The organism is Sphingobium sp. MI1205 (assembly GCF_001563285.1).
GTDB lineage: Bacteria > Pseudomonadota > Alphaproteobacteria > Sphingomonadales > Sphingomonadaceae > Sphingobium.
Genome location: NZ_CP005188.1, coordinates 1,463,667 through 1,489,099 on the forward strand (window position 1 = coordinate 1,463,667; position 25,433 = coordinate 1,489,099).

18 protein-coding genes are annotated in these 25,433 nt (G+C 63.6%); 11 read left to right on the forward strand and 7 right to left on the reverse strand.

What is annotated here, in order from left to right; translation table 11 throughout:
- Positions 1-2: 2 nt before the first annotated feature.
- A complete protein-coding gene (locus K663_RS07025; protein ID WP_062115857.1) occupies positions 3-767 on the reverse strand; it encodes a MauE/DoxX family redox-associated membrane protein in 765 nt (254 codons plus the stop codon).
- A 66-nt stretch (positions 768-833) separates the two neighbouring features.
- On the opposite strand from K663_RS07025, the gene K663_RS07030 reads away from it, so the two are divergent.
- Entirely contained in the window at positions 834-1,226 is a 393-nt protein-coding gene (locus K663_RS07030) for a MerR family transcriptional regulator (protein WP_062115860.1), read from the forward strand.
- An 8-nt stretch (positions 1,227-1,234) separates the two neighbouring features.
- Here the strand turns inward: K663_RS07030 and ruvX are convergent, their stop codons facing one another.
- Both ruvX and K663_RS07040 read right to left on the reverse strand, forming a co-directional pair.
- Complete coding sequence (ruvX, locus tag K663_RS07035) at positions 1,235-1,708, reverse strand: Holliday junction resolvase RuvX (RefSeq protein WP_062115863.1); 474 nt, start codon at positions 1,706-1,708, stop codon at positions 1,235-1,237.
- Entirely contained in the window at positions 1,705-2,823 is a 1,119-nt protein-coding gene (locus K663_RS07040; protein WP_062115866.1) for a DUF3089 domain-containing protein, read from the reverse strand. The genes ruvX and K663_RS07040 overlap by 4 nt, the downstream gene beginning before the upstream one ends.
- 126 nt (positions 2,824-2,949) lie before the next feature.
- Between K663_RS07040 and gatC the strand changes: the two genes are divergently transcribed.
- The 4 genes from gatC to K663_RS07060 all read left to right on the forward strand — a co-directional run bounded on the left by gatC (position 2,950) and on the right by K663_RS07060 (position 7,261).
- The gene (gatC, locus tag K663_RS07045) at positions 2,950-3,237 is read left to right on the forward strand and encodes an Asp-tRNA(Asn)/Glu-tRNA(Gln) amidotransferase subunit GatC (RefSeq protein WP_062115869.1); all 288 of its coding nucleotides are present in this window, start codon (positions 2,950-2,952) and stop codon (positions 3,235-3,237) included.
- On the forward strand, positions 3,237-4,721 hold the full coding sequence (gene gatA / locus K663_RS07050; RefSeq protein WP_062115872.1) for an Asp-tRNA(Asn)/Glu-tRNA(Gln) amidotransferase subunit GatA: 1,485 nt from the start codon (positions 3,237-3,239) through the stop codon (positions 4,719-4,721). The genes gatC and gatA overlap by 1 nt, the downstream gene beginning before the upstream one ends.
- Before the next feature lie 95 nt (positions 4,722-4,816).
- Positions 4,817-6,319 carry an Asp-tRNA(Asn)/Glu-tRNA(Gln) amidotransferase subunit GatB gene (gene gatB, locus K663_RS07055; protein ID WP_062115876.1) on the forward strand — a complete coding sequence of 501 codons (1,503 nt, stop codon included), beginning with the start codon at positions 4,817-4,819 and terminating at the stop codon, positions 6,317-6,319.
- Positions 6,320-6,388: 69 nt separating this feature from the next.
- Positions 6,389-7,261: a hypothetical protein gene (locus tag K663_RS07060; protein ID WP_062115879.1), complete on the forward strand. Its 873-nt coding sequence runs from the start codon at positions 6,389-6,391 to the stop codon at positions 7,259-7,261.
- A gap of 137 nt (positions 7,262-7,398) precedes the next feature.
- Here K663_RS07060 and K663_RS07065 read toward each other — a convergent pair whose 3' ends face one another.
- From K663_RS07065 to K663_RS07080, 4 genes are all read right to left on the reverse strand, one after another.
- A complete protein-coding gene (locus K663_RS07065) occupies positions 7,399-10,608 on the reverse strand; it encodes an autotransporter outer membrane beta-barrel domain-containing protein (RefSeq protein ID WP_062115883.1) in 3,210 nt (1,069 codons plus the stop codon).
- 97 nt (positions 10,609-10,705) lie between these two features.
- Positions 10,706-13,135, reverse strand: coding sequence for a TonB-dependent receptor domain-containing protein (locus tag K663_RS07070; protein WP_062115886.1), 2,430 nt, complete (start codon positions 13,133-13,135; stop codon positions 10,706-10,708).
- A complete protein-coding gene (locus tag K663_RS07075; RefSeq protein WP_062115889.1) occupies positions 13,119-14,048 on the reverse strand; it encodes a FecR family protein in 930 nt (309 codons plus the stop codon). Before K663_RS07075 ends, K663_RS07070 begins: the two co-directional genes overlap by 17 nt.
- 55 nt (positions 14,049-14,103) lie before the next feature.
- Positions 14,104-14,616, reverse strand: coding sequence for an RNA polymerase sigma factor (locus K663_RS07080; protein ID WP_062115892.1), 513 nt, complete (start codon positions 14,614-14,616; stop codon positions 14,104-14,106).
- Between the two features lie 146 nt (positions 14,617-14,762).
- On the opposite strand from K663_RS07080, the gene K663_RS07085 reads away from it, so the two are divergent.
- The 6 genes from K663_RS07085 (at position 14,763) to glgX (ending at position 25,365) form a co-directional block, all read left to right on the forward strand.
- A complete protein-coding gene (locus tag K663_RS07085; protein ID WP_062115895.1) occupies positions 14,763-15,962 on the forward strand; it encodes a serine hydrolase domain-containing protein in 1,200 nt (399 codons plus the stop codon).
- 102 nt (positions 15,963-16,064) lie between these two features.
- The gene (locus K663_RS07090) at positions 16,065-18,530 is read left to right on the forward strand and encodes a glycogen/starch/alpha-glucan phosphorylase (RefSeq protein ID WP_062115898.1); all 2,466 of its coding nucleotides are present in this window, start codon (positions 16,065-16,067) and stop codon (positions 18,528-18,530) included.
- Between the two features lie 19 nt (positions 18,531-18,549).
- Positions 18,550-20,709 carry a 1,4-alpha-glucan branching protein GlgB gene (gene glgB, locus K663_RS07095; protein WP_062115901.1) on the forward strand — a complete coding sequence of 720 codons (2,160 nt, stop codon included), beginning with the start codon at positions 18,550-18,552 and terminating at the stop codon, positions 20,707-20,709.
- A 49-nt stretch (positions 20,710-20,758) separates the two neighbouring features.
- Entirely contained in the window at positions 20,759-22,018 is a 1,260-nt protein-coding gene (glgC, locus tag K663_RS07100; RefSeq protein WP_062115904.1) for a glucose-1-phosphate adenylyltransferase, read from the forward strand.
- Positions 22,019-22,036: 18 nt separating this feature from the next.
- The gene (gene glgA, locus K663_RS07105) at positions 22,037-23,485 is read left to right on the forward strand and encodes a glycogen synthase GlgA (RefSeq protein ID WP_062120517.1); all 1,449 of its coding nucleotides are present in this window, start codon (positions 22,037-22,039) and stop codon (positions 23,483-23,485) included.
- Positions 23,482-25,365, forward strand: a complete 1,884-nt coding sequence (glgX, locus tag K663_RS07110) for a glycogen debranching protein GlgX (RefSeq protein WP_062115907.1) — start codon at positions 23,482-23,484, stop codon at positions 25,363-25,365. Before glgA ends, glgX begins: the two co-directional genes overlap by 4 nt.
- The last annotated feature ends 68 nt before the right edge of the window (positions 25,366-25,433 follow it).

Consider the following 25,433-nt stretch of genomic DNA (forward strand, 5'->3'; position numbering starts at 1 on the left):
GATCAGCCGCCTGCCAGCATCCACAGCGCCATCGCGACCATCATGAGATTTTCAGTCAGCGACACGAAGCCGAGGGGCACGTTGCTGCCGCCGCCGACACAGGCGCATTTCAGTTCCCTCTTGTCGATATAGACCGCCTTGAACACGGACACCGCGCCGATGCCGCCGATGAAGAGGGCGACCGGGATGGAAAGCCAGTTGAGCAGCCCCGTCAGCATCAGCGCGCCTGCGCCGAGTTCCAGAAAGGGGTAGATCCGCCCATAGGGCACGAAGCGGCGTGCGAGCAGGTCATAGTTCAGGAACATGGTGGCGAAGCGATCCACGTCCTGCAGCTTCAGCATCGCGAGCAGCATCATGCTGATCGCGATGAAATGTTCGACCGTCATGATGCTGGCCAGCGGCATCGCGGTCAGCCAGCCCAGCGACAGCGCGAGCAGCGCCGCGACCGCGAATACCGCGAGGACCGGCGTGTAGCTGGTCGCGCCGGGATCGGCGACATGCAGGCCGAAATGGCGGCGCAGGTCGTCATGGCCGCCGATCCTTTCGCCGCCGATGAAGATTTGCGGTGTCGTCTTGACGTCATGCGCGGCCTTGAACGCGTCCGTCTGTTCGCGCGTGGTGAGCCAGTGATCCTCCACCACATAACCTTTCCGGCGGAGCAGCCAGCGCGCCTTGAGGCCATAGGGACAGATGTGGTCCGGCATCACCATGCGATAGAGTTGCGCGGTGGGGCGCGATACGGTGCTGGAGGCGGCGGAGGAAGTCATGGCTTGGCCTTTGTTCGTGATCCGATGCCACCTATATAGGGTGCGTACCATGGTACGGAGTCAAGCATGGCGATGACGATTTCTGGTCTGGCCCGCGCGGGAGGCGTCGGGGTCGAGACGGTGCGCTTTTACCAGCGGAGGGAATTGCTGGCTACGCCCACCAGGACGGGCACGGGTGGAGGCGTGCGGCGTTACGACGAAGAAGATGTCAGGCGGCTGCGCTTCATCCGGTCGGCGCAGGGGGCTGGCTTTACGTTGGAGCAGATTGGCGAACTGCTTCGGCTGGACGCGGGCGAGGACCGGGCGCGGGCGCGGGAGCTGGCGGCGGAGAGGCTGGCGGCGCTGGATGAAAAGATTGCGGAACTGGAAGCGGCGCGGGATTCGCTGCGGCGGCTGGCGAACGCCTGTCATGCGTCCGACGAAGGACCGTGTCCGATTATCTCGGCATTTGAGGCGTAAGGCGGGGGTTAAAATCCGGCCATCAGGCCGTCGATGGCGCCCTGCAAGATGTAGCTGGCGGCGAGCTTGTCCACGAGTTCGCCCCGGCGGGCGCGGCTGGCGTCGGCTTCCAGCAGGGTGCGGGTGACGGCCTGGGTCGACCAGCGTTCGTCCCAGAGGAAGATCGGGCGGCCCAGGTCCGCGATGTTGCGGGCAAAGGCGCGACTTGCCTGGCTGCGCGGGCTTTCGCTGCCGTCGAGGTTGAGGGGCAGGCCGATGACGACGCCCTTCACGTGCTGCTGTTCCATGAAGGCGGCGAGGGCGATCTTGTCCTTGCCGAACTTGCCGCGTGAGACGGTATGTGCAGGACTGGCGATCGACCAGCCCGCGTCGCAAAGCGCAAGACCGATCGTCTTTGTCCCGACGTCCATGCCCAGCAGGCGGCCGCCCTGGGGCAGCGCTTCACGGAAGGCGGCGCGATCCGCGGTGAGGAGCGTTGTCACGAGGCCAGGAATGCCGTGAGGCGCTGGCGGGCGTCTTCGCGCACATCGCCCCAGAAGAGGCTATAGTCATACACATGGTAGTTGTTGCCGGGCAGGGTGAATGGTCCCATGTCCACCGGCTCCCCTATCATCAAGATGCCGCTGGTGTCGCAGCGCGCGGGCACGACGCCGGTGAGCAGGCGCGGGGGCGTTGCTTCGTCGCGGCTGTCGAGGGTGCCGCGATTAGCGCTGGCCGGGGCGGCTCCGTTGAAGGCCCCGGTGATCGGGTTGGTGCAGAGCATGTGCGTGCCCTTGCGCGGCTTGCCGGTATAGCCGTTGCGCCGTTCGAAAGTTTCGATGATCGGTGATGGGTCGGCCGGTTCGGCATAGCTTTGCCAGCTGACGATGCAGTGCGATTGGTCGCGCCGGGCGCAGGCAGGCAGGCCGAGCGCGGGCAGATCCGCTTCGACCGACACAGGCCAGCCCACGGCATAGACTGCGGCGAGGCGGGCGGCGACGGGCTTGCCCGCTACCTGCTCACGCAGCAGTTGCAGCAGGTGGCGCGACCCCTGGCTGTGACCGGCGAGCATCAGGGGACCGGTGGGATTGGCTTTCAGGAAGGCGGCGAAGGCCTGGGCAACGTCGCGATAGGCGGCGGCGAGCGCCTGGTCCGAGGCAGGTTCCTGCGTCAGGAATGCGCCGTAATTGGCCTGGCGGTAGCGGGGAACCCAGATATTGCCGACCGCATTGAAGGCGCTGGCCTGCCCCTGAACGAAGCGGCGCGCGGTCGAGAGCGCGTCCTTGTCATCAAGGCGCATGTTCCAATGCGCGTCGCCCAGCGTGGTGATGTAGGATGTGGGATGGATGAAGAAGATGGCGGCCCTTTGCACAACCGGCGCATCCTTGACGCCTGCGGGTTTCCACAGGGCGGGATTGCCGCGGGTGATGTCCGGGCGAGCGATCCACATTTTGGGATCGTCATAGGCGTTGGCGGGCAGGGGCGTGAGAGGAGCAAAGGCTTCGCGCGGCACCATGACCGCGCGGATCAGTTGCATGCCCCAGATGCGGTAGACCAGCAGTGCCGCAAGAACCAGCACGATCAGGCCGGCGACGACATACAGGAATTTGCGGGCCAAGACTTTGCTCTCCGTCACTTCGGCGCGGCCCCGATCCGCGCCTCTGGCGGCGCTTGTCTGGCGCAGGTGCAGGGGACACGCAAGTGCGGACTTGAAGCGGGCATGTGCGGGTGCTAGCGGCGGCCCATGTCGATAGACCTTCAGACCGTAAAGAAGATCGCCAGCCTTTCGCGCATTTCGGTGACGGATGCCGAAGCCGAGGCGATGGTGCCCGAACTCAACAACATCCTTGGATGGGTGGAGCAATTGGGCGAGGTGGACGTGACCGGCGTCGAGCCGATGACCGCCGTCATCCCCAACCATCTGCGCCTGCGCGACGATGCCGTCACTGACGGCAATGTCCGCGAGAAGGTGCTGGCGAATGCCCCGCAGGCCGAACATGGCTTCTTCGCGGTGCCCAAGGTGATCGAATAATGAGCAATGTGACTGACCTGACGGTTGCTGAGATCCGCGACGGTTTTCGCGCGGGCGACTTTTCGGCGCGCGAAGTGGCGGAGGCGTTCAACGCCAATGTCGCGGCGGCCAAGGCGCTGAACGCCTTCATCGTCGAGACGCCGGAAAAAGCGCTGGAAGCCGCCGATGCCGCCGACAAGGCGAAGGCTGCTGGCGAGGCGCTGAAACCGCTTTCGGGCGTGCCGATCGGCATGAAGGACCTGTTCTGCACCGAAGGCGTGCAGACGACGGCGGCCAGCCATATGCTGGAAGGGTTCACGCCGACCTATGAGTCCACGGTGTCGAAGAAGCTGTGGGACGCGGGCGCGGGGATGCTGGGCAAGCTGAACCTTGACCAGTTCGCCATGGGATCGTCGAACGAGACGAGCTATTTCGGCAATGTGATTTCGCCCTGGCGGCGTGGCGGCGGCGACAATGCCGCGCTGGCGCCCGGTGGGTCGTCCGGCGGGTCTTCGGCGGCGATCGCTGCGCGGCTTTGCCCGGCGGCGACCGGGACCGATACGGGCGGTTCGATCCGACAGCCTGCGGCCTTCACCGGCATTTCGGGCATCAAGCCGACCTATGGCCGCTGCTCGCGCTGGGGCATCGTGGCGTTCGCTTCCTCGCTGGATCAGGCGGGATCGATGGCGCGGACGGTGCGGGACAATGCGATCCTGCTGGAAGCCATGGCGGGCTTTGATCCCAAGGATTCCACTTCGCTCGACCTGGCAGTGCCGCAGTGGGAAGCCAATTTGTCGAGCAACCTTCAGGGCAAGAAGGTCGGTATTCCCAAGGAATATCGGCCCGATGGCCTGAATGCCGAAATTTCCGCCATGTGGGATCGCGGGATCGAGTGGCTTAAGGATGCGGGCGCGGAGGTGGTCGAAGTATCGCTGCCGCATACGAAGTACGCGCTGCCGACCTATTATATCATCGCGCCTGCCGAGGCTTCGTCGAACCTCGCCCGCTATGATGGTGTGCGTTATGGCCAGCGCGACCTGCCTGATGGGGCGGGACTGCAGGACATGTATGCCGCGACCCGCGCCGCCGGTTTCGGGCCGGAGGTCAAGCGTCGCATCATGATCGGCACCTATGTGCTGTCCGCCGGCTTCTATGACGCTTATTATACGCAGGCGCAGAAGGTGCGGGCGCTGATCGCGCGCGATTTCGAACTGGCTTTCGAAAAGTGCGACCTGCTGCTGACGCCGACCGCGCCGAGCGCGTCCTTTGCGTTGGGCGAAAAGCAGGCCGATCCGCTGGCCATGTATCTGAACGACGTCTTCACGGTGCCTGCTTCGCTGGCGGGCCTGCCTGCGATGGCGGTGCCGGGCGGGTTGGACGCGCAAGGGTTGCCGCTTGGCTTGCAGATCATCGGCAAGGCGCTGGACGAGCAGACGGTGTTGAACGCGGGGCTTGCGATTGAAGAACGTGCGGGCTTCACGGCGCGGCCGGACAAGTGGTGGTAATTCGATCCGTCATGCCAGCAAAAGCTGGCATCTCAGGCGACGTGGCACGACATATGAGAAAGATCCCAGCCTTCGCTGGGATGACGGTGTGAGATATGACTGAATCAACCTATCGCATTCAGGGCGCAACCGGCGAGTGGGAGGTCGTTATCGGCCTGGAGGTCCATGCGCAGGTGACGAGCAAGGCGAAGCTGTTTTCCGGTGCGGCCACGGCTTTTGGCGCGGAGCCGAATACGCAGGTTAGCCTCGTCGATGCGGCCATGCCCGGCATGCTGCCCGTGCCGAACCGTGAGTGCATTCGTCAGGCGGTGCGTACCGGCATGGCGATTGAGGCCAAGATCAACAAATGGTCGCGCTTCGATCGCAAGAATTATTTCTACGCCGATCTGCCGCAGGGTTATCAGATCAGCCAGCTTTACCACCCGCTGGTGGGCGAGGGTGAGATTGAGATCAGCCTGGACGAGAAGAACCCGGACGCCGTGACCAAGCGGATCGGCATCGAGCGCATCCATGTCGAGCAGGATGCGGGCAAGTTGATGCACGACCAGCATCCCACCAGTAGCTATGTCGACCTGAACCGGTCGGGCGTCGCGCTGATGGAAATCGTGTCGAAGCCTGACATGCGTTCGCCAGCGGAAGCCGGGGCCTATCTGGCGAAGCTGCGGACGATCCTGCGCTATGTGGGGTCGTGTGACGGCAACATGGACCAGGGTTCGATGCGTGCCGACGTCAATGTCTCGGTCCGCAAGCCGGGCGAGGAATTCGGCACGCGTACCGAGACGAAGAACGTCAATTCGGTCCGTTTCGTCATGGCGGTGGTGGAGCATGAAGCCAGCCGTCAGGTCGATGTGCTGGAGGCCGGTGGCAAGATCGTGCAGGAAACGCGCCTGTACGATCCGGACAAGAATGAAACACGGTCGATGCGGTCGAAGGAAGACGCGCATGACTATCGCTATTTCCCTGACCCGGACCTGTTGCCGCTGGAACTGGACGACGCTTTCCTGGAGGAATGCCGCCAGTCGCTTCCCGAACTGCCGGACGCCAAGCGCCGCCGTTATGAGCAGCAGCTTGGCCTGTCGCCCTATAATGCGGCCACTTTGACGGCGGACGCGGATACTGCACGCTGGTTCGAGGCGCTGCTGGCCGAAGGCGCGCGCATCCAGAAGAAGAGCGAGGGCGAAGTTGCGAAGGCTTCGGCCAACTGGCTGCTGTCGGAACTCTATGGCGCGCTCAATCGCATCGGCAAGAGCCTGGAGGATAGCCCGGTCGGCCCTGAGGAGGGCGCGGAATTGCTGGCGCTGGTCGCCGATGGCACGATTTCGGGCACCATCGCCAAGCAGGTGTTCGAGATCATGCTGGAAACCGGCGGCCGCGCGCCCGCGATCGTCGAGGAAAGGGGCCTGAAGCAGACCAGCGACACCGGCGCGATCGAGGCGGCGGTGGCTGAGGTGCTTGCCCGGAATGGCGACAAGGTCGAACAGTATAAGGCGGGCAAGGAAGCCTTGTTTGGCTTCTTCGTCGGCCAGACCATGAAGGCCATGCAGGGCAAGGCCAATCCGCAGGTCGTCAACGAACTGGTCCGCAAGGCGCTTGCGTAAATCGGAACGGGCTGTCTAAACCCCGGACAAGGCTGGAAGCGGGGGCTTCCGGCAACCGGGGGATCAGACATGAAGGCACGCAAGGTTTTGGTGGCGCTGGCCATGATGGTGGCTGCGCTGCCCGTCGCGGCCAAGGCCGAAACGCTGACCAATGACATGGTCGTTACGCTGGTTCAGGCGGGGTTGGGCGATGATGCGGTCATCGCCAAGATACGGGCGTCGGCCGGCCATTATGCCTTGTCCACCGACGATCTGATCGCGCTCAAGAAGCGTGGCGTGCCGGGGCCGGTGATCGCGGCGATGATTGAGTCAGGATCGCAGGGAGCAGTTTCGGCAAAGGCGGTGTTCTCGGCGGATTCGCCCGACCCGCTGGTGCCGCATCCGTCGGGGCTTTACCTGCTGAGCGAATCCCGCATGGTGCGGATCGACCCGACGACGTCGAACCAGAGCAAGACCGGCGGGATATTGGGCTATGCCTTTACCGGCGGGATTGCGTCGCTCAGCATCAAGGCGGTGATTCCGAATGTCACGGCGAGGGTTCGGACCGGGCGGGGCCGACCGACATTCTATTTCTATTTCGACGAAGCAACGCGCGGCCTGTCACAGGCCGGGGCGCCTTCGCTGTGGCTGTCCGGGCCAGCGAGCGCGATCACGTCCCCCAACGAGTTCACCCTCATCCGTTTCGACGTCAAGAAGGACCGGCGTGAGACGCGGGTGGGCAGCATGAACCTGGCGGGCGCGAAGGCCGGGGTGATGGACAGGGATCGCATCGCTTTCGATTATGAACAGGTGACACCGGGCGTGTTCAAGGTAACGCCGAAAACTGACCTGGCGGCGGGCGAATATGGCTTTCTCTATTCGGTGAGCGCGGGGGCCGGCCCCGGCATGTGGGGCAATGGCACAGGATCGGCGCGCATCTTCGACTTCGCCGTCCATCCATAAGGAAAGGGGACGCCGCCTGAGGAGCAAACGGCGTCCCACCCACAAGGCGCATCCCGGGGGACGGGCGCGCCTCATGGCAGGGCTGGCGGACCAGGAGGGTCGTGGGGTGTGCCCGCCAGCTTTTCATCAGTCAGACGTCACAGGATGAAGTTAACCGTCGCCCTTAAAGCGAGAGCGACATGATCCTGCTGTTCTTCGGCGCTGAATTCGCCGCCGACCCGGAAGCTGTCGGTGCCGCCGATCAACCGGGCACGGCCGGTCCAGCCATTGGTCCGATCTTCCGCGACCAGGGTGAAGGCTTGCCCACCGGCAAAACGCGCGACCGTTGAACCCAGCGATCCGCCGATGATCTGACGGCGACCGCCCTCCAGTTCGACGCGCATCCAGCCTTCGCTGCGATCGAGGCTGCCGAGGTCATAGCCAAGGGACAGGGTGCCGTTCGCCGCCAGCTCGTCGCTCGTCCGCCCTTCGACCATCAGGTTGAAGCCGTCGCCGCCGCCGGTTTCGTCATAGCCGCCTTCCTTCAAACGGTAATAGTCGATCCCGACCGCAGGACGCAGGGAGAAGCGATTGAAGCGCATTTCATAGGATGCCCCCGCCGCTGCCGAGTAGAGCTTACCCGACCAGTCGCCATTTGCCGTGCGGGTGACGTCGCCGCTTTCAAACCGGCGCGTCCCCCCGAAGTCGATGTGCGCCGCCGAGACACGGGCAAAGCTTTGCAACGGTCCCCAGCTTCCCCGCCAGTGGGCGGCCAGTTCGAACTGGTCGGAATCGACGCTGTTGTTCGTGTCCTTCGGAGAATCGCTGCCATGGATATAGGCGAAGGATCCGCCGAACGCGCCCAGGCGGCTGAGATATTCCGCGCCCATGCTCGCGCCCCAACCGCTGATGTCGTAGGATGCGGTGTTGCCGATGCTCTTGGAACTGCCGAAGGCCACCTGCTGCAACCAGAAGCCCAGACGGCCGTCCGCGGTCCGGTATATGCCGCCGGGATCGGATAATATCCGTGCGGTTGCGCGCGATCCTGACGTCACTGCTTCGAACGCGCCACCGGCATGATCGGGCAGCATCTGCCGCAGGTTTGCGGTCAGCGCCTCTCCATTGGTGATTGCCAGAAAGCTGTCGGCAATCGCGCTGTCATTATCCAGCGCGTTGAAGATGGCGGAATAGGCGCTGGCGTTGGAGCCGGACAGGCCGAGTTCCTGCACGCTCTTGGCCGCGATCGACAGGCGGACTTCGCCGGTGGAGCTGTCTCCGGCCACTGTTCCCTTGAACATGTAGGGCAGCAACGCATCGGCCGACAGGGCGGGCGCGCCGTTTAGCGTTCCAGCGCGAAGGATGACATAGTCGCCTGCTGCGTCGCCCACGCTGGCAAGCGTCGCCTTCACTTGCGATCCGGCGGAAAAGGTCGCGGTGCCCGCTACATCGTAGACGGTATTGGTGCCCGCCGCTGCATCAATGGTGACGCCAAGGATGGAAGTGCCGCTCGCCGTCAGTGAGCCGAGGGCGATTGATCCGCTGTCGGTGGCGTCGAGCGTCCCGCCGTTCAGCGCCACGGCGGTCGCGCCCCCGTTCAGCAGTGCGCCGGTGAGGACGGCATTGTCGGAGAGGGTGAGCGTCAATGCGCCCCCGCCGAAATCGACGGAGCCCGTCAGGGTGGATGTGTTGGCAAGAGAAAGTGCCGACGCGGTGCTGCCCAGCTTCACGTCGCCGGTGAGGGCCGATGCGCCCGACAGGCTCAACTGGTTGCTGCCCGCGCCAAGATCGACTGCGCCGGTGATCTGTCCGGCGGAGACCGTCATGACGTCATTGCCCGATCCGAGGCGAACGTCGCCCGTGATCGATGGCGCGGTCGCGGTCGCCGAAGCGGCGGTCTGCGTCAGCGTGACGCCGCTGCTGTTGGCGGTCAGGTCGATGGCGGTGTTCGCCCCGGCCATGCCGCCGGTCGCGGAGATCTTGCCACTGTTGCTGACGGAAGTGACGGTGCCCGAAGAGTCGAGAAGGGCGATAGCCGTCCCCTCTTCGCTGCTGGCCGCCGTCGCGCTGAGCGAACCGCTGATCTTGATCGTGCTGCTGTTTGCCCCTGCATCGATCACCAGTGCGCGGGCGGAGGTGCCCGACAGGCTTGAGCCGCTGCTGCTGACCGTACCGGAAACCTCAATCGTGGGGGCGCTGCTTCCCGCACCCAGACGGACCGCCGTCGCGTTGCTGTCGGCAGAGATTGCCGCCACAGTGCCGCTGACCAGCAGACCTTTGGTCACGGACACATTGCCGCCAAGACCCCCGATCACGAGGCCATTGGCATCCACTCCGTCATAGATGCCGTAGCCGGCGATCGTGCCCTTGACGATGACGCCATATCCAGAGGTTTCGGCAGCAACCGCCCCGATGCTGGTGTTGGCGGTAGCGGAGCCGATCTGAACAGCCGCAGCCGAGCCATAGGTGGCGATGGCGGCGCTGCCTTCGCTGCTGTCGGTCAGGTCGTCATTATCGACGTCGCTATCGTCGCTGTCGAGCGTAGGGGGTATATCGAAAATAACGCCGCCTGCTACATTGCCGGCGATCGTGACGGCTGAGCCGCCTTGCAACAGGTCGTCCGCGTCCAGCTCGCTCGTATCGCTCGGCCTGCTGGTGGAACGGTAGCCGGTGCTGCTGATCGATCCCTGGATCTTGAGCGCTCCGCCAATGTCGCCCAGCAACGCTGCGCCGGTGCTGTTCGCGCCGGTCGCGGAGATTGATCCGCGCAGGGTCACATTGCCCGATATGTCGTTTGCGATGAGCCCGTAGCTATTATCGCCCACGACACTGATCGTGCCGCTATTGGACAGGTTGCCCGTCAGCGGCCCGGCAAGGCGGATGCCCGCCGACTGGTTGCCTTCGATCGAAATGGTGCCGCTATTGTCGATGTTGCCGACATGCGGCGCGCCTGCCTGAACGAAGATGCCGTTGCGGTTTGTCCCTTCTGCGAAGGAGCCGTCATTGTCGCCGTCGTCGTCACTGTCAGTGGGGGTGTAATCTTCGTCCAGCGTGATCGTGCCGCTATTGACGATGTCGCCGCTGGTGCCGGGCAGCGCCAGAATGCCCGTCGCATTGTCCGCTCCCGTGATCTCCAGCGTGCCAGCGTTTGTAACCTTGTTGTTGCTGTCGATCGTGACGGCTGTTCCGCTGGTGAGGGTAATGGAACCGCCGGTTCCGATCGACAGGTCGTCGGCGGCTCCGTTGGCGGCGGTTGACGTCCGGACCGGGGTGGTAGTGGATGAAGTGATGGTGGTTTCCGCTGCTGCGTCGGCGAGGGTGAGGGCCGCCAGAACGGGCGCGATGGCCGTACAGGCCAGAATATGTCGCATGATGTCTCCCTGTAGTCGCGGCTTTTTGATGAGCGCGCATGGTCGAGGGACGACACCGAACCGGCTGTTCCGTCAGCGAAAATGAACGGACGAGAGATCAGAAGGCGAAATCGATCCCCATCCGCACGGTCCGGGGACGAAGCGGCGTGACATAATCGCCGCGCAGGTCAAAGGGCGTGCCCAGCGAGAAGCGATTGCCCCCGCTGTCCAGCAGGTTCGTCAGGGTGAGCGAAAGCTGAAGCGGCCCGCGCGAGACGCTGGCGGTCATCGCGGTATCGACATAATCGCCCTGATTGCGGCCGAGAATTGGCCCCACGCCAAGGCGGGACGTGCCGACATAGCGCGCTGATCCGGTGAGGTGCAGGCTGATGTCGTCGCTGATCCAACGGCGGTAGTCGATCGCCAGCCTGCCGCCCAGATTGGCGACATTGGGCAGCGCCAGCGATTGATCCGCCGTGGTCAGCGCCCGAACGAAAGGCGTCGGCCGGTGAAGGCGGCTGTCATTATAGATGATGCTGCCGTCCAGGGTCAGCGCCGGCAGCGGCCGGACGGCGATGCGGCCTTCAACCGTGTAGATGCGCCCATCACCGATATTGGCTGTCGCTGGCAATCCGATTCGGTCGATCACATCCGCCTGAATGTCGCGCCAGTCGGTATAGGCAAAGCTGGCGCTGAGCGCGATCGGATCGCGCCCAGGCATTCCCTTGCGGAAACCGGCCTCCAGGGTCGAAATCCGGTCATTGCTGAAGCGTCGCACATGCTGGTCATCCACCGCCAACCCACCGGGACGGAAGCCCTGTTGAAAGCGGGCGTAGACGGTCAGTCCCTGCACGGCATCGCTGAGCAGCGAAAGCGAGGGAAGAAAGATCGTCTCATTGCGATCGGCCTGCGCCTCTGCCCGCGCAATGTCGGCGCTGGACAATAAGGGGATTGGATCGAGCGCCTGGCCGGAAAGCCTGCTGTTGGTCAGGCGGCCACCCGCCGTCACGACCAGTCCGGCCGCCAGCTCGAACGAGGCTTCCCCGAACATGGTGGCTTCGCGGATGCGGTTGCGAACGCCCGTGGTGGTCGCGGGCTGGCCGCTGCCATAGAGCGGGACGCCCGGTATCACCTGCGCCTGTACGGGCGCAGCGCCGAAGGAAGTCAGCGAACGGGTGATCGCGGATGTGCTTTCGAGGTAGGAAGCCCCGATTATCCATCCCAGGCCATTGTTGAGATCGCGCACCAGGCGGTTTTCGGTGGAGAAAATGGAAACGCGGTTCCGCTGCCGGAACAGGCTGGCGGGAGTGTAGGGCTGCGTCGCATCATAGCTTTCGGACAATATGTTGCGGACATACCCGGTCGAGGAAATGAAACGCAGGTCGTTCCATTGCCGCTCCACGCGCAGATTTACGAGCGCATAGTCGGATGAATAGGGCTGTGCGACGCTGGAGGCGCGGGACAGATCGCCTATCGTCCGGTCGGCATATTGCGCATCGTCACCCTTGATATGCTGGTAGACGCCGCCAAGGTCGATGGTCCAGTCTTCGTCCGGGGCGAAGCGCAGGTTCGCACGGCCGCCATAGGTGGCGGTGCGGTTGACGTCATCAAGTCCGCGCCCAACGTCGTCAATATATCCGCCCTCCCTGACGCCATAGCCGACAAGCCGCAGCGCCAGCCTTTCGGACACGATGGGGACATTGAGCGTCGCGGACAGGTCGCCGCCCGGATCGCCATTCTGGATTGCGCTGAGCCCAGCAGAGATATTGCCGCCATATCGGGCGAGGTTGGGCGGATTGGGGATCATGCGGATGATGCCGCCCAGCGAGCCTGCGCCATAGAGTGTGCCCTGCGGCCCTTCGAGCACTTCGACACCCTGCATGTCGTAGAGCCGCAGGTCGGGATCGGGCGCGGCGTAGTTGAGGCGCATGTCGCCCAGATATTGCCCGGTCGTCGCCTGGGTCGGCCCGGCAACGGCGGAATCGGCGATCGCGCGCAGGAAGAGCTTGTTGCGGCCGGACCCTGCATGCGTCGAACTGAGGCTGGCGACCCGGCTAAGCAGGCTGGCGGTGCCTGCAGCGGCCTCTCCACTGGGGAGCGCGTTAGAATCCACGACCTCGACCAAACCGGGATAGCGGGGCAGCGGCAGGTCGCGCTTCGACGCGGTGACGATGATTTCCGTCGGGGGCGGCGCAGCGATGGGCGCGGTTTGCGGCGGGACTGCTTTGGCATCGGGGCGATGCGGCGCTTTGCGGACGAGGCGCCATGTGTTTGCGTCGATCCGCTGGACGCTGGCGCCGAGGCCCCGCAGCAACCGTTTCAAAGCCGCTTCGGCTGTTAAGCGACCGTTGACCGCTGGCGTAGGAAGCGCCGCGAGCGACTGGTCGGAAATGCCGATGCTCGATCCCGTCTGACGGCCGAGCAGGATCACCGCCTCGCCCAGCCTTCCGGGGGCGATGCTGACCATCTGTCTGTCCGCCGCATGAGCAGGAACTGCGGCCGCGATTGCTAGGGCGGTGACGAAAATGATGTCAGCGTGCCGGTGCATCCCCTTCCTTCAACAGCCAGCCGTCGCCCTGCCGGACGGCGGAAAGGCCCATGAGAGGGGCGGCGGCGGCGAAAAAACGGGGCGCGTTACGATCGATCCGTATCGTGCCCGTGAAGCGGGACGCTCCTGCCACGGGAGTCGCAGTCACACGGACGCCCAGCGACCGGGCGATGTCCGCGCTGATCTGCGCCACAGGCATGTTGTCGTAGCTGAGCCGCCCCTGACGCCAACTGGCGACGGTGTCGGGGGCGACATTCATGACATGCAGCCCGCTGGCGTCCTGCGTCAGCCCGCGACCGGCGGGGAGGGAGATGGCCTGCGCCTGCGGGTTATAGATGACCTCGCCTTCCGACACGCCGATGCGCGTCACGCCCGCGCTATGGACGATATTGAAGACGGTGCCCGCATCCTCGAACACGGCTTCGCCGACCGTGACGCGGAAGGGATCGCTGGCGTCATGGCGCACGGTGAAGGCGGCTTCTCCGCTGTCCAGCGCGGCGAAGCGGCTGTCCTTATGATCCAGCCGCAGCGTCGTGCCGCCGTTCATGTCGATGCGCGTGCCGTCGTCCAGAGCGATGCTGCGCGTTTCGCCGGGGCGCGTGGTGACGGTGTAGATGTCGGAGCGGTTCCAGCTGGCGACCGAAAGCGCGGCGACCAGGGCGGCGGCCATCGCCCCGCCGCCGATCCAGCGCATCGGCCGCCATTGTCGCTGACCCGGATCATTGGCGGGCGTGGAGGGAAAGACCGGATCGGCCGGTACGATGTCCGCCAGGTCGGCGTCGGCTGCCATCAGTTCATCATAGGCAGACGCATGTGCAGGGTCAGCCTCCAGCCACAGGGTGAAGGCGTCCCAATCCATAAAATCCGGATCGCGCGTGCGGATGACCCATCCGAGCGCTTCCTCGTGCAACATCAGGTTGGCCCCTGTCATATACGCCCCCTTGCCGCGAGAGACGCCGCCAGCTTGCTCATTCCGTATCCAGCCTTTGCCGAAGGGCCATCAGCGCGCGATAGGCCTTTTGCAGATCCTTCTCCACCGTGGTCAGGCTGACGCCCAGTTCCTCCGCGATCATCCGCTGCCCGACCCCCTCGATCCGGAACCGGCGAAAGACAAGTTCGACGCGAGGGCCAAGGTCGCGCAGCACGGCTTCGGCCTCTTGCAGACGCTCGGCCAGGATCATTCGTTCATCGACGGCTATGTCCTCGCTGGGGTCGGCCATGACGCCGCCGGCGCCTTCCGCCCAGTCCTGCTCCCTTTTCCCCCGGCGCGTGGCGGAGCGATAGCGGTCGAGCATCAGATTGTTCGCGGTCCTGTACAGATAGGGCAGCGGATTTGCGATGGGGCCAAGATCCTTGGCCTCCAGCTTCATCCACATGTCCTGCAACAGATCCTCGGCGTCTTCGCCCGCGCCGCGCGCGCGCAGGAAGCGCAGCAACGCAGGGCGGTTCGCCAGAAATATCGATGATAGGCCAGTGGCCATGCCCGTTTGGGTCCTGTGCTGATGAGGCGGGTTGAGATAGAGGGCCGGACGGGGCTTTGGCAATGGACAAGCGAAGGTCGCAGCCGCCATTGTCCTCAAGGCGGGGCTGCTCTAGCCGGAGGAGGCAGGGCGCATGTGGAGGCAGAATGCAGGCGACGACCAGGGTTGACGTAGCGGCAGCGGAAGCGTGCGGGATGGACGCGGCGCGGTTGGAAGCGCTGGCTCACGCACTGCACGACAATTATGTCGCGACAGGCAAACTTCCCCATTTGCGGTTGCTGGTCTCGCGGGACGAGCGCGTGCTGTTGTCGCATGTCAGTGGCATGAGCCGGGCGACGGGCGAGTTGCTGACGGATGACTCGCTGTTTCGGATTGCGTCGATGACGAAGCCGGTCACATCGCTCGCCTTCATGATGCTGGTCGAGCAGGGGCTTGTCGCGCTGGGCGATCCGGTGACAAATGTCCTGCCGGAATTTTCAAGGCTGCGCGTCGGGGGAGACCGGCGGCCGCTGCGCCAGCCGATGCGGATGATCGACCTGATGGGGCATATGTCCGGCCTGACATACGGTCTGCAGCGCCAGACAGCGATCGACGCGCGCTATCGCGAACTGGGTCTGGATGAATTTCAGCAGAAGCGCAGCCCTGATGAATTTATCGAGACGCTGGCGGAGTTGCCGCTGGAGTTTTCGCCCGGCGAACGCTGGAATTATTCGGTTTCCACCGATGTGCTGGGCGTGTTGGTTGAACGGCTTAGCGGGCAGACGCTGGACGCCTTTTTCGCGGAGCGCATCTTCACCCCGCTCGGCATGCGGGATACATTTTTCGAACTGCCCGAGGAGAAGGTGGATCGAATGACGGACGCGTGGCAGCTCGGCCTGGACGGGCGGCGATCCCTCTACGATCGCGGTGCGCGGAGCGGCTGGCGACGACGGTTGCGCTTTCGTTCGGGTGGCGGCGGGCTGATATCGACAGCGGCGGATTATCACCGGTTTGCACGGATGCTGATGCGGGGTGGCGAACTGGATGGCGTGCGCCTTGTGAAGGGCGACACGGTCGCCGGCATGTACGCCAATCACTTGCCCGGCGGCGGAGACCTCGCTCGTCATTCGGCGTCCATGTTCAGCGAGGCGGATTATGCGGGCGTTGGATTTGGCCTGGGCGTTGCGACCGACCTGACCAGCGGCGAATATTTTTGGGGCGGCGTATTTTCGACCTTTTTCTTCGTCAACCCTCAGGAAAAGATCATCGGTTTGCTGATGACGCAGCATTTGCCTTCCAATGTCTATCCGGTGCGCCGGGAATTTCGCAAAGGCATTCGCCGGGCGATCAGCGACAGACGGTGCTGATCACCTTATAAAGATTATGCTGCGCTGCAAAATTTGCTGTTGGCGAGAATGAGCGGGCTGTGCAATCATCGGGTTCGAATTCAGCCAAGGGGACCCAATGCCATGAACCTCAAAGGCAACGCCACGCTTCCCAAGCCTGCGCCCCGGCAAGTCGATCCGCAGGCTCTTGCCCATGAGATCGTCGAACGGCTGACCTATCGCCTGGGCAAGAATGCCGAGGCGGCAAAGCCCCATGACTGGCTGCATGCGGTGATCCTGTCGATCCGCGACCGGGTGATCGACGCGTGGATCGCATCCACGCAGAAAACCTATGAGGAACAGGGACGGAGGGTCTATTATCTGAGCCTGGAGTTCCTGATCGGGCGGCTGATGCGCGATGCGGCGTCCAACATGGAAATGCTGGACGATGTGCAGGCGGCGCTTAGCTCGCTGGGCGTGGACATCGACATTATCGCGGCGCTGGAGCCGGACGCTGCGCTGGGCAATGGTGGCCTGGGGCGGCTGGCGGCCTGTTTCATGGAAAGCATGGCGACGGTCGATGTGCCTGCCTATGGCTATGGCATCCGCTATGTGAACGGCATGTTCCGGCAGGAGATTTCGGACGGATGGCAGGTGGAGCTACCCGAAACCTGGCTGACGCACGGCAACCCTTGGGAATTCGAGCGGCGCGAGGCGAGCTATGAGATCGGCTTTGGCGGCCGGGTCGATCCGGCGGATGGCGATGAAGCCAGCCCTCACCAGATGCATTGGCGGCCCAGCGAACGGGTGATCGCGACGCCCTATGATACGCCGATAGCAGGCTGGCGGGGCAAGCGCGTCAACACGCTGCGGCTGTGGGAAGCGCAGCCCATCGACCCTATCCTGCTCGACCGGTTCAATGCGGGCGACCATCTGGGCGCACTGGCGGAAAGCAACCGGGCAGAGTCGCTGACGCGGGTGCTGTATCCGGCGGATAGTTCGCCGGCGGGGCAGGAACTGCGGCTGAGGCAGGAATATTTCTTCTCGTCCGCTTCGTTGCAGGACATCGTGCGGCGGCATCAGCAATATTTTGGCGACATCAGGACGCTGGCGGACAAGGCCGCGATCCAGCTCAATGACACGCACCCCGCCGTCGCCGTGGCGGAGTTGATGCGTATATTGCTCGACGATCACGGGATCGATTTTGACGAGGCGTGGGACATCACACGGCGGACGTTCAGCTATACCAACCACACGCTGTTGCCCGAGGCATTGGAAAGCTGGCCCGTGCCGCTGTTCGAGCGGTTGCTGCCCCGGCACATGCAGATTGTCTATGCGGTGAACAGTCGCCTGCTGGGCGAAGCGCGGCGGTCGGGACATTTTGACGACAAGGCGATCGGTGCGATTTCGCTGATCGACGAGGGGGGCGAGCGGCGGGTGCGGATGGGCAACCTGGCCTTTGCGGGATCCCATAGCGTCAACGGCGTGTCGGCGCTGCATACCGAGCTGATGAAAGAGACGGTGTTCGCCGATTTCCACCGGCTGTATCCAGCGCGGATCAACAACAAGACCAACGGCGTCACTTTCCGCCGCTGGCTGATGCAATGCAATCCCGGCCTGTTCGGATTGGTCCGTGAAGCGATTGGCGACCGGTTCATGGATGATCCCGAAGCGCTGCGCGATCTCGATCGCTTTGCCGACGACAGCGCCTTTCAGGAGAAATTCCTGGCCGTGAAACGGGCGAACAAGGTTGCGCTGGCAGACCTGCTGCGGAGCCGCGTGAATGCGCGGATCAACCCGGACGCGCTGTTCGATATCCAGATAAAGCGCATTCACGAATATAAGCGCCAGCTGCTGAACATCATCGAGGCGGTGTCGCTCTATGATCAGATCCGTTCGCACCCGGAGCGGGACTGGGCGCCGCGCGTCAAGCTGTTTGGGGGCAAGGCCGCGCCCAGCTATCACAACGCCAAGCTGATCATAAAGCTGGCAGGCGATGTTGCGCGAGCTGTCAATCATGACCCGGCGGTGCAGGGCCTGCTGAAGGTGCAGTTCGTGCCTAACTACAACGTCTCTATGGCCGAGATGATGATACCTGCGGCGGACCTGTCGGAGCAGATTTCGACCGCTGGCATGGAGGCGTCGGGCACCGGCAACATGAAGTTCGCGGTCAACGGCGCGCTGACGATCGGCACGCTGGACGGCGCGAATGTCGAGATGCGCGACCATGTGGGCGACGACAATATCTTCATATTCGGCCTGACCGCGCAGGAAGTGAACGAACGGCGCGCGAGCGGCTATAATCCACGCGAGGTTATCGAGCAGAGCCGTGAGCTGGGGCAGGCGTTGCAGGCGATCGCCAGCGGTGTCTTTTCCCCCGACGATCCAGGCCGTTACCGCGACTTGATCCAGGGGCTATATGACCATGACTGGTTCATGGTGGCGGCGGATTTCGAAAGCTATTCGTCGGCGCAGCGAAATGTCGATGCGGTCTGGCGCGATCAGGCGCAATGGGCCAAACTGGCGATCCACAATGTCGCGCGGATGGGGTGGTTTTCATCGGATCGGACCATAAGGGAATATGCGACCGATATCTGGAAGGTGATGTGATGACGGGCTGCATGCCCCGGTGCTGACGCCGGAAAAGATCGCCCGGCTGCTGGAGGGACGGGAGGACGATCCTTTCGCCACGCTGGGCGTTCATCCGGCGGACAAGGGTTTTACGGCCTGTGTGCTGCTGCCTGAAGCGGTCGATGTCACGGCATATCGGCTTGACGGTAAGCAGGTCGGCACATTGGCGCAGGTCGATGCGCGGGGGCTTTTTTGCGGCAACGTCGCGGTGAAAAAACGCCAGCCGCTGCGTTACCGCGCGACCTATGCCGACGGCGGCGAATATCAGATGATCGACCCCTATGGCTTTGGCCCGGTGCTGGGGCCGCTGGACGATTATTATTTCGCGGAAGGGTCGCACGGGCGGCTGTTCGACAAGATGGGCGCGCATCTCATCCGGCATGAAGGCGTTGAAGGCACCCATTTCGCTGTATGGGCGCCCAATGCCAAACGTGTGTCGGTGGTCGGCGACTTCAACCGATGGGATGGACGTCGGGGCCTGATGCGGCGGCGGCAGGATGCGGGCGTGTGGGAGATATTCCTGCCCGAGGTTGGGCCGGGGAGCCCATATAAGTTCGAGATCATGGGCGCGGACGGCGCGCTGTTGCCGTTGAAGGCAGATCCTTTCGCTTTCCGGTCGGAATTGCGCCCATCCACGGCCTCGATCGTGGCGGACCATCCCGGTCATGTCTGGGGTGATGAACGGCACCGCGGCTATTGGGCGAAGGTCGATCCGCGCCGCGAGGCCATTTCAATCTATGAGGTTCATGCCGGGTCCTGGCAGAAAGACGGGCACGGGAATTTCCTGAGCTGGGACGAATTGGCGAACCGCCTGATCCCCTATGTGGTGGGGATGGGCTTTACCCATATCGAGTTCCTGCCGGTCAGCGAATATCCCTATGATCCAAGCTGGGGGTATCAGACGACCGGCCTCTATGCCCCGACAGCACGGTTCGGCGAGCCTGACGGCTTCGCCCGCTTCGTGGATGGCGCCCATCGTGCGGGAGTGGGCGTGATACTCGATTGGGTGCCTGCGCATTTCCCGACCGATGCGCATGGGCTGGCGCGCTTCGATGGCACGGCGCTCTATGAGCATGAAGACCCGCGCAAGGGCTTTCATCCCGACTGGAACACCGCGATCTACAATTTCGGGCGGCGGGAGGTTGCCCAGTTTCTGATCAACAATGCGCTGTTCTGGGCCGAGCGTTATCATGTCGACGGACTGCGGGTGGATGCGGTCGCGTCGATGCTGTACCTCGACTATTCGCGCAAGGCAGGCGAGTGGATCCCCAACGCGCAGGGCGGCCGAGAGAATGTCGAAGCGGTCGATTTCATCCAGCAGATGAACAAGGCGCTATATGGCACCCATCGCGGCGTCATGACGATTGCCGAGGAATCGACCAGCTGGCCGAAGGTGTCGCACCCGGTGCATGAAGGCGGCCTGGGATTCGGGTTCAAATGGAATATGGGTTTCATGCACGACACGCTACGCTATCTGGCGCGCGATCCGGTGCATCGCGGCCACCATCATGACGACATCACTTTCGGCCTGCTCTACGCCTTTACCGAGAATTTCGTCCTGCCGCTGAGCCATGACGAAGTGGTGCATGGCAAGGGATCGTTGCTGCACAAGATGGCGGGGGATGACTGGCAGAAGTTCGCCACGCTGCGCGCCTATTATGCGATGATGTGGGGATATCCCGGCAAGAAGCTGCTGTTCATGGGGCAGGAATTTGCCCAGCGCCAGGAATGGAGCGAGGCGCGGGCGCTGGACTGGCATCTGCTGGAGCATGGTCCGCATCAGGGGGTGCAGCATCTGGTGAGCGACCTCAACCGGCTCTACCGGTCCCGCCCCGCACTGCACGCGCGCGACTGCGAGGCGGACGGATTTGAATGGGTGCTGGTGGATGCGGCTGCGGATTCCGTTTTCGCATGGGCGCGGCGAGCGCCGGGTGAAGCGCCGATCGTCGTCATCAGCCATTATACGCCGATACTGCGGCAGAATTACCGCATCCGCCTGCCCGCTGCCGGACGGTGGCGCGAGATCATGAATAGCGATTCTGCGGATTATGACGGCAGCGGTGCGGGAAATCTGGGTTCCGTTTTCGCGGATGATGATGGGTGGGCAGAGATTGTCATTCCGCCGTTGGCAACCCTGATGCTGGAACTGGATTATTGAAACTGACGAACGCGCGAAGGCGGTCGCGAGCATGAAGGAGAGCAGCTCTATGCAACCGAGACATCAGCCGATCGCTCGTGACGCCATGGCCTATGTCCTGGCAGGCGGGCGTGGCAGCCGCCTTGCCGAGCTGACCGACCGGCGCGCCAAGCCCGCCGTGCACTTCGGCGGCAAGGCGCGGATTATCGACTTCGCCCTGTCCAACGCGCTCAACAGCGGCATCCGCCGCATGGGCGTGGCGACGCAGTACAAGGCGCATTCGTTGATCCGGCATTTGCAGCGCGGGTGGAATTTCCTGCGGCCGGAGCGGAATGAGAGCTTCGACATCCTGCCGGCCAGCCAGCGCGTTTCGGAAAGCCAATGGTATGAAGGCACGGCCGACGCCGTGTTCCAGAACATCGATATCATCGAAAGCTATGCGCCCGAATATATGGTCATCCTGGCGGGCGATCATGTGTACAAGATGGATTATGAGCTGATGCTTCAGCAGCATGTCGACAGTGGCGCTGACGTCACGGTCGGATGCCTGGAGGTGCCGTTGCGGGACGCAACCGGCTTTGGCGTCATGCATGTCGACGAACAGGACGTCATTACCGCCTTTGTCGAAAAGCCCAAGAAGCCGCCCAGCATCCCCGGCAATCCGGGCGTGGCGCTGGCGTCGATGGGTATTTATGTATTCCGCACCCGTTTTCTGATCGAGGAATTGCGGCGGGACGCCGACGATCCGAACAGCGGGCGCGATTTTGGCGGCGATATCATTCCGCATATCGTGAAACATGGAAAGGCGGTCGCGCACCGCTTTTCGAGCAGTTGCGTCCGCGCCGAAAGCGAGCCTGTGCCCTATTGGCGCGATGTGGGAACGCTGGACGCTTATTGGCAGGCGAATATCGACCTGACCGAAGTGGTGCCGTCACTGGACCTGTACGACCGAAACTGGCCGCTATGGACCTATTCCGAAGTCACGCCGCCCGCCAAGTTCGTTCATAATGAAGAGGGTCGGCGCGGGTCTGCGACGTCTTCGCTGATCGCGGGCGGGTGCATCGTGTCCGGGTCGGCGCTGCACCGCAGCCTGCTGTTTTCCGGTGTGCGTACGCATAGTTTCTCGTCCATAACGGAAAGCATCATCATGCCTGATTGCGTCATCGGGCGGGGCGCGCGGCTGCATAAATGCGTGCTGGATTCCGAAGTGGTGATCCCGCCGGGACTCGTCGTAGGCGAAGACCCGGATCATGACGCACTGCGGTTTCGCCGGACGGACAGCGGCGTGTGCCTGATAACGCAATATATGATCGACCGGCTGGCGGGCTGACGGGAGTTGAGCAAGACAGTGTCGATGCAAGTGCTTTCGGTCGCTTCCGAAATCTATCCGTTGATCAAGACAGGCGGGCTGGCCGATGTGACGGGCGCGTTGCCGGCCGCGCTGGCGGAACATGGCATCGCCGTGCGGACTCTTGTGCCGGGCTATCCCTCCCTGCTTTCGCGGCTGGGCAAGGTAAAGGCGGTGCGACGCTATGATGCGCTGTTCGGGGCGACCGCGTCAGTGTTGGCGGCGAAGGTCGGGGAACTGGACCTGCTGGTGCTCGACGCGCCCGAATTTTTCAATCGGGAAGGCGGGCCCTATGGCGACCTGACCGGGACCGACTGGAACGATAACTGGCGCCGTTTCGCCGCGCTATCGCAGGTTGGGGCGGATATCGCCGCTGACGGGATCAAGGGTTGGCGGCCCCGGCTGGTGCATGCCCATGACTGGCAGGCGGCGATGACGGCGGCTTATATGCGCTTTGGTCCCGCGCACACGGTGCCCAAGGTCGTGACGATCCACAACCTCGCCTTTCAGGGGAGGTTCGGGGCGGATGTGTTTGCCGGGCTGGGGATGCCGCCAGAGGCGTGGGGGGTCGATGGGGTCGAATATTATGGCGGCATCGGCTATCTGAAGGCCGGGCTGGTGTCGGCGGAAGCTATCACGACGGTCAGCCCAACCTATGCCGAGGAAATCCGATCGCCAGCGCAGGGCATGGGACTGGACGGGCTGATCAACGGCCGGGCCGACCGGCTGCATGGCATATTGAATGGTGTCGATACCGCGATCTGGGACCCGACAGCTGACGGCCTGATCGCGCGGCATTTTTCCGCGCGCGCCCTCGCCGGGCGGACGGCCAACCGGCGGGCGCTGGAAAAGCATTTCGGATTGGATCAGGACAATGCGCCGCTGTTCATCATCGTCAGCCGCCTGACATGGCAAAAGGGCATGGATCTGGTCGCCCAAGCTATCGATCATCTGGTGGGATTGGGCGGCAAGCTCGCGGTGCTGGGAGCGGGCGATCATCCGCTGGAGGGCGCTTTCCTGGCGGCGGCGGACCGGCATCGCGGGCGGGTGGGTGCGCATATCGGCTATGACGAGCCTTTGTCGCACCTGATGCAGGCGGGCGGTGACGCGATCCTGATCCCATCCCGCTTCGAGCCATGCGGGCTGACGCAGCTCTACGGCCTGCGCTATGGCTGCGTGCCCGTAGTCGCGCGTGCGGGCGGGTTGGCCGACACTGTGATCGACGCCAATGAGGCTGCGGTGGGCGCGGGCGCGGCGACGGGTGTCGTCTTTGCTCCGTCCGACGCGTTGGCGCTGCACGGGGCGATCGCGCGGACAATCCGGCTGCACGGCGACAAGGGGCAGTGGCAGGCGATGCAGCGGGCAGGGATGCGCGCCGATTTTTCCTGGAGCCACAGCGCAGCGCGCTATGCGGCGCTGTTCCGGTCGCTCATTCAGGGCGCGGCGTGACGGCGCTTGGAGCCGAGATAGGCTGGAATAGCGCGCGGTTCCGCGTCCGCGCGCCCGACGCTACGCAGCTCTGGCTTTGTCTTTTCGACGCTGGCGATAGCGAAACGCGCCTTCCCATGGCGCGCGATGAAGAGGGTTGTTGGACGCTTGAAGTCCCGGGGTTGAGCGAGGGGGCACGCTACGGATTGCGGGCCGACGGCCCTTATGAACCGGCGGCTGGGCTATGGTTTGATCCTGCAAAACTGTTGCTGGACCCCTATGCGCGCGCGATTGACCGGCCGTTCGTCTATGATCCGCTGCTGGCTGCGCCCAGGGGAGATGGCGTGGATACGGCGGCGATGATGCCCAAGGGCGTGGCCGCGAAGCCCTTGCCGCCTTGCCCCTCCGCGCCGCCATTGTTCAGGCGCGGCGGATTGATCTACGAATTGCAGGTGCGCGGCTTTACGATGTTGCACCCCGATGTGCCTGAGGCGCAGCGCGGGACGATTGCGGCGCTTGGACATCCGGCGATCATCGACCATCTGCGGCGGCTGAATGTCAGCGCGGTTGAATTGATGCCGATCACCGCATGGCTCGATGAGCGGCATCTGGGGCCGCTGGGGCTGCGCAACGCCTGGGGATACAATCCGGTCAGCTGGTTTGCATTGGACCCGCGCATCGCGCCCGGCGGCATGACCGAGTTGCGAGAAGCCGTGCAGGCGTTGCACGCGGCGGGCATCGGCGTGATCCTGGACATGGTCTATAATCATAACGGCGAAAGCGATGCGCTGGGGCCGACATTGTCGCTTCGTGGGCTGGATGCGCGAGGAGCGTTCCGGCATGACGCTGATGGGCGGCTGATCAACGATACGGGCACCGGCAACAGCATCGATTGCAATCATCCAGCGATGCAGGATTTGATCCTGGCGTCGCTGCGGCATTTCGTGACGCAAGCGGGCGTCGATGGATTCCGGTTCGATCTGGCGCCGGCGCTGGGGCGCTTGCCGCATGGGTTCGACCCGGACGCGCCCTTGTTGCGGGCGATGCGCGACGATCCGGTGCTGAACGATCGGGTGCTGATCGCCGAGCCTTGGGACATTGGTCCGGGCGGCTATCAGCTTGGTCGATTTGGACCGCCATGGATCGAATGGAACGACCGCTATCGCGATGATGTGCGGCGGTTCTGGCGCGGGGATGCTGGCATGCTCGGCGCATTCGCAACGCGCCTGGCGGGATCATCGGACTTTTTCGGCGGGGCGCGGAGCAGCCGGACGGTTAATTTCATCGCGGCGCATGACGGCTTTACGCTGGCCGACCTGACCGCATACGAACATCGGCATAACGAAGCGAATGGCGAGCAGAACCGCGACGGCCATGGTGAGAATTTCAGTTGGAATAACGGGGTTGAAGGGGGAAGTGATGACCCCGCCGTTGCTGAAGCCCGCCTGCGAGACGTCAAGGCGCTTCTCTCCACCCTGTTCTGCTCACGCGGGACCATCATGTTGACCGCCGGGGACGAATTTGGGCGCAGTCAGCAGGGTAACAACAACGCCTATGCGCAGGATAATGCGATAGGATGGGTCGATTGGACGGCGCGCGATCCAGCCATTGAAGCGCATAGCTTTGAAATGGCGGCGTTGCGTGCGGATCGGGCTGAGTTGGGCGATCCGTCGTTACTGACGGATGAGGATGTGGAGTGGTTGGATGAGAATGGGCAACCACTGACTTCCGCGCAATGGGAGGATGCCGGGCGCAGGCGCATGACGATACGCTATCGCAAGTCCGGCTTCTTCCTGTGCATCAATGGCGTGGATGAGGGCTGCATTTTCCGGGTTGCGGGACAGGATGTGCAGGTGGGGCCTCGGTCGATTACGCAGGGTGGTGTTGAAGTCCTGAACTGACCGGTCCCGATATTTGCATATCGGCGCAATTTGCTGAAAAGGGCTCTCGGAGCCGCTCCCAAGGCGCG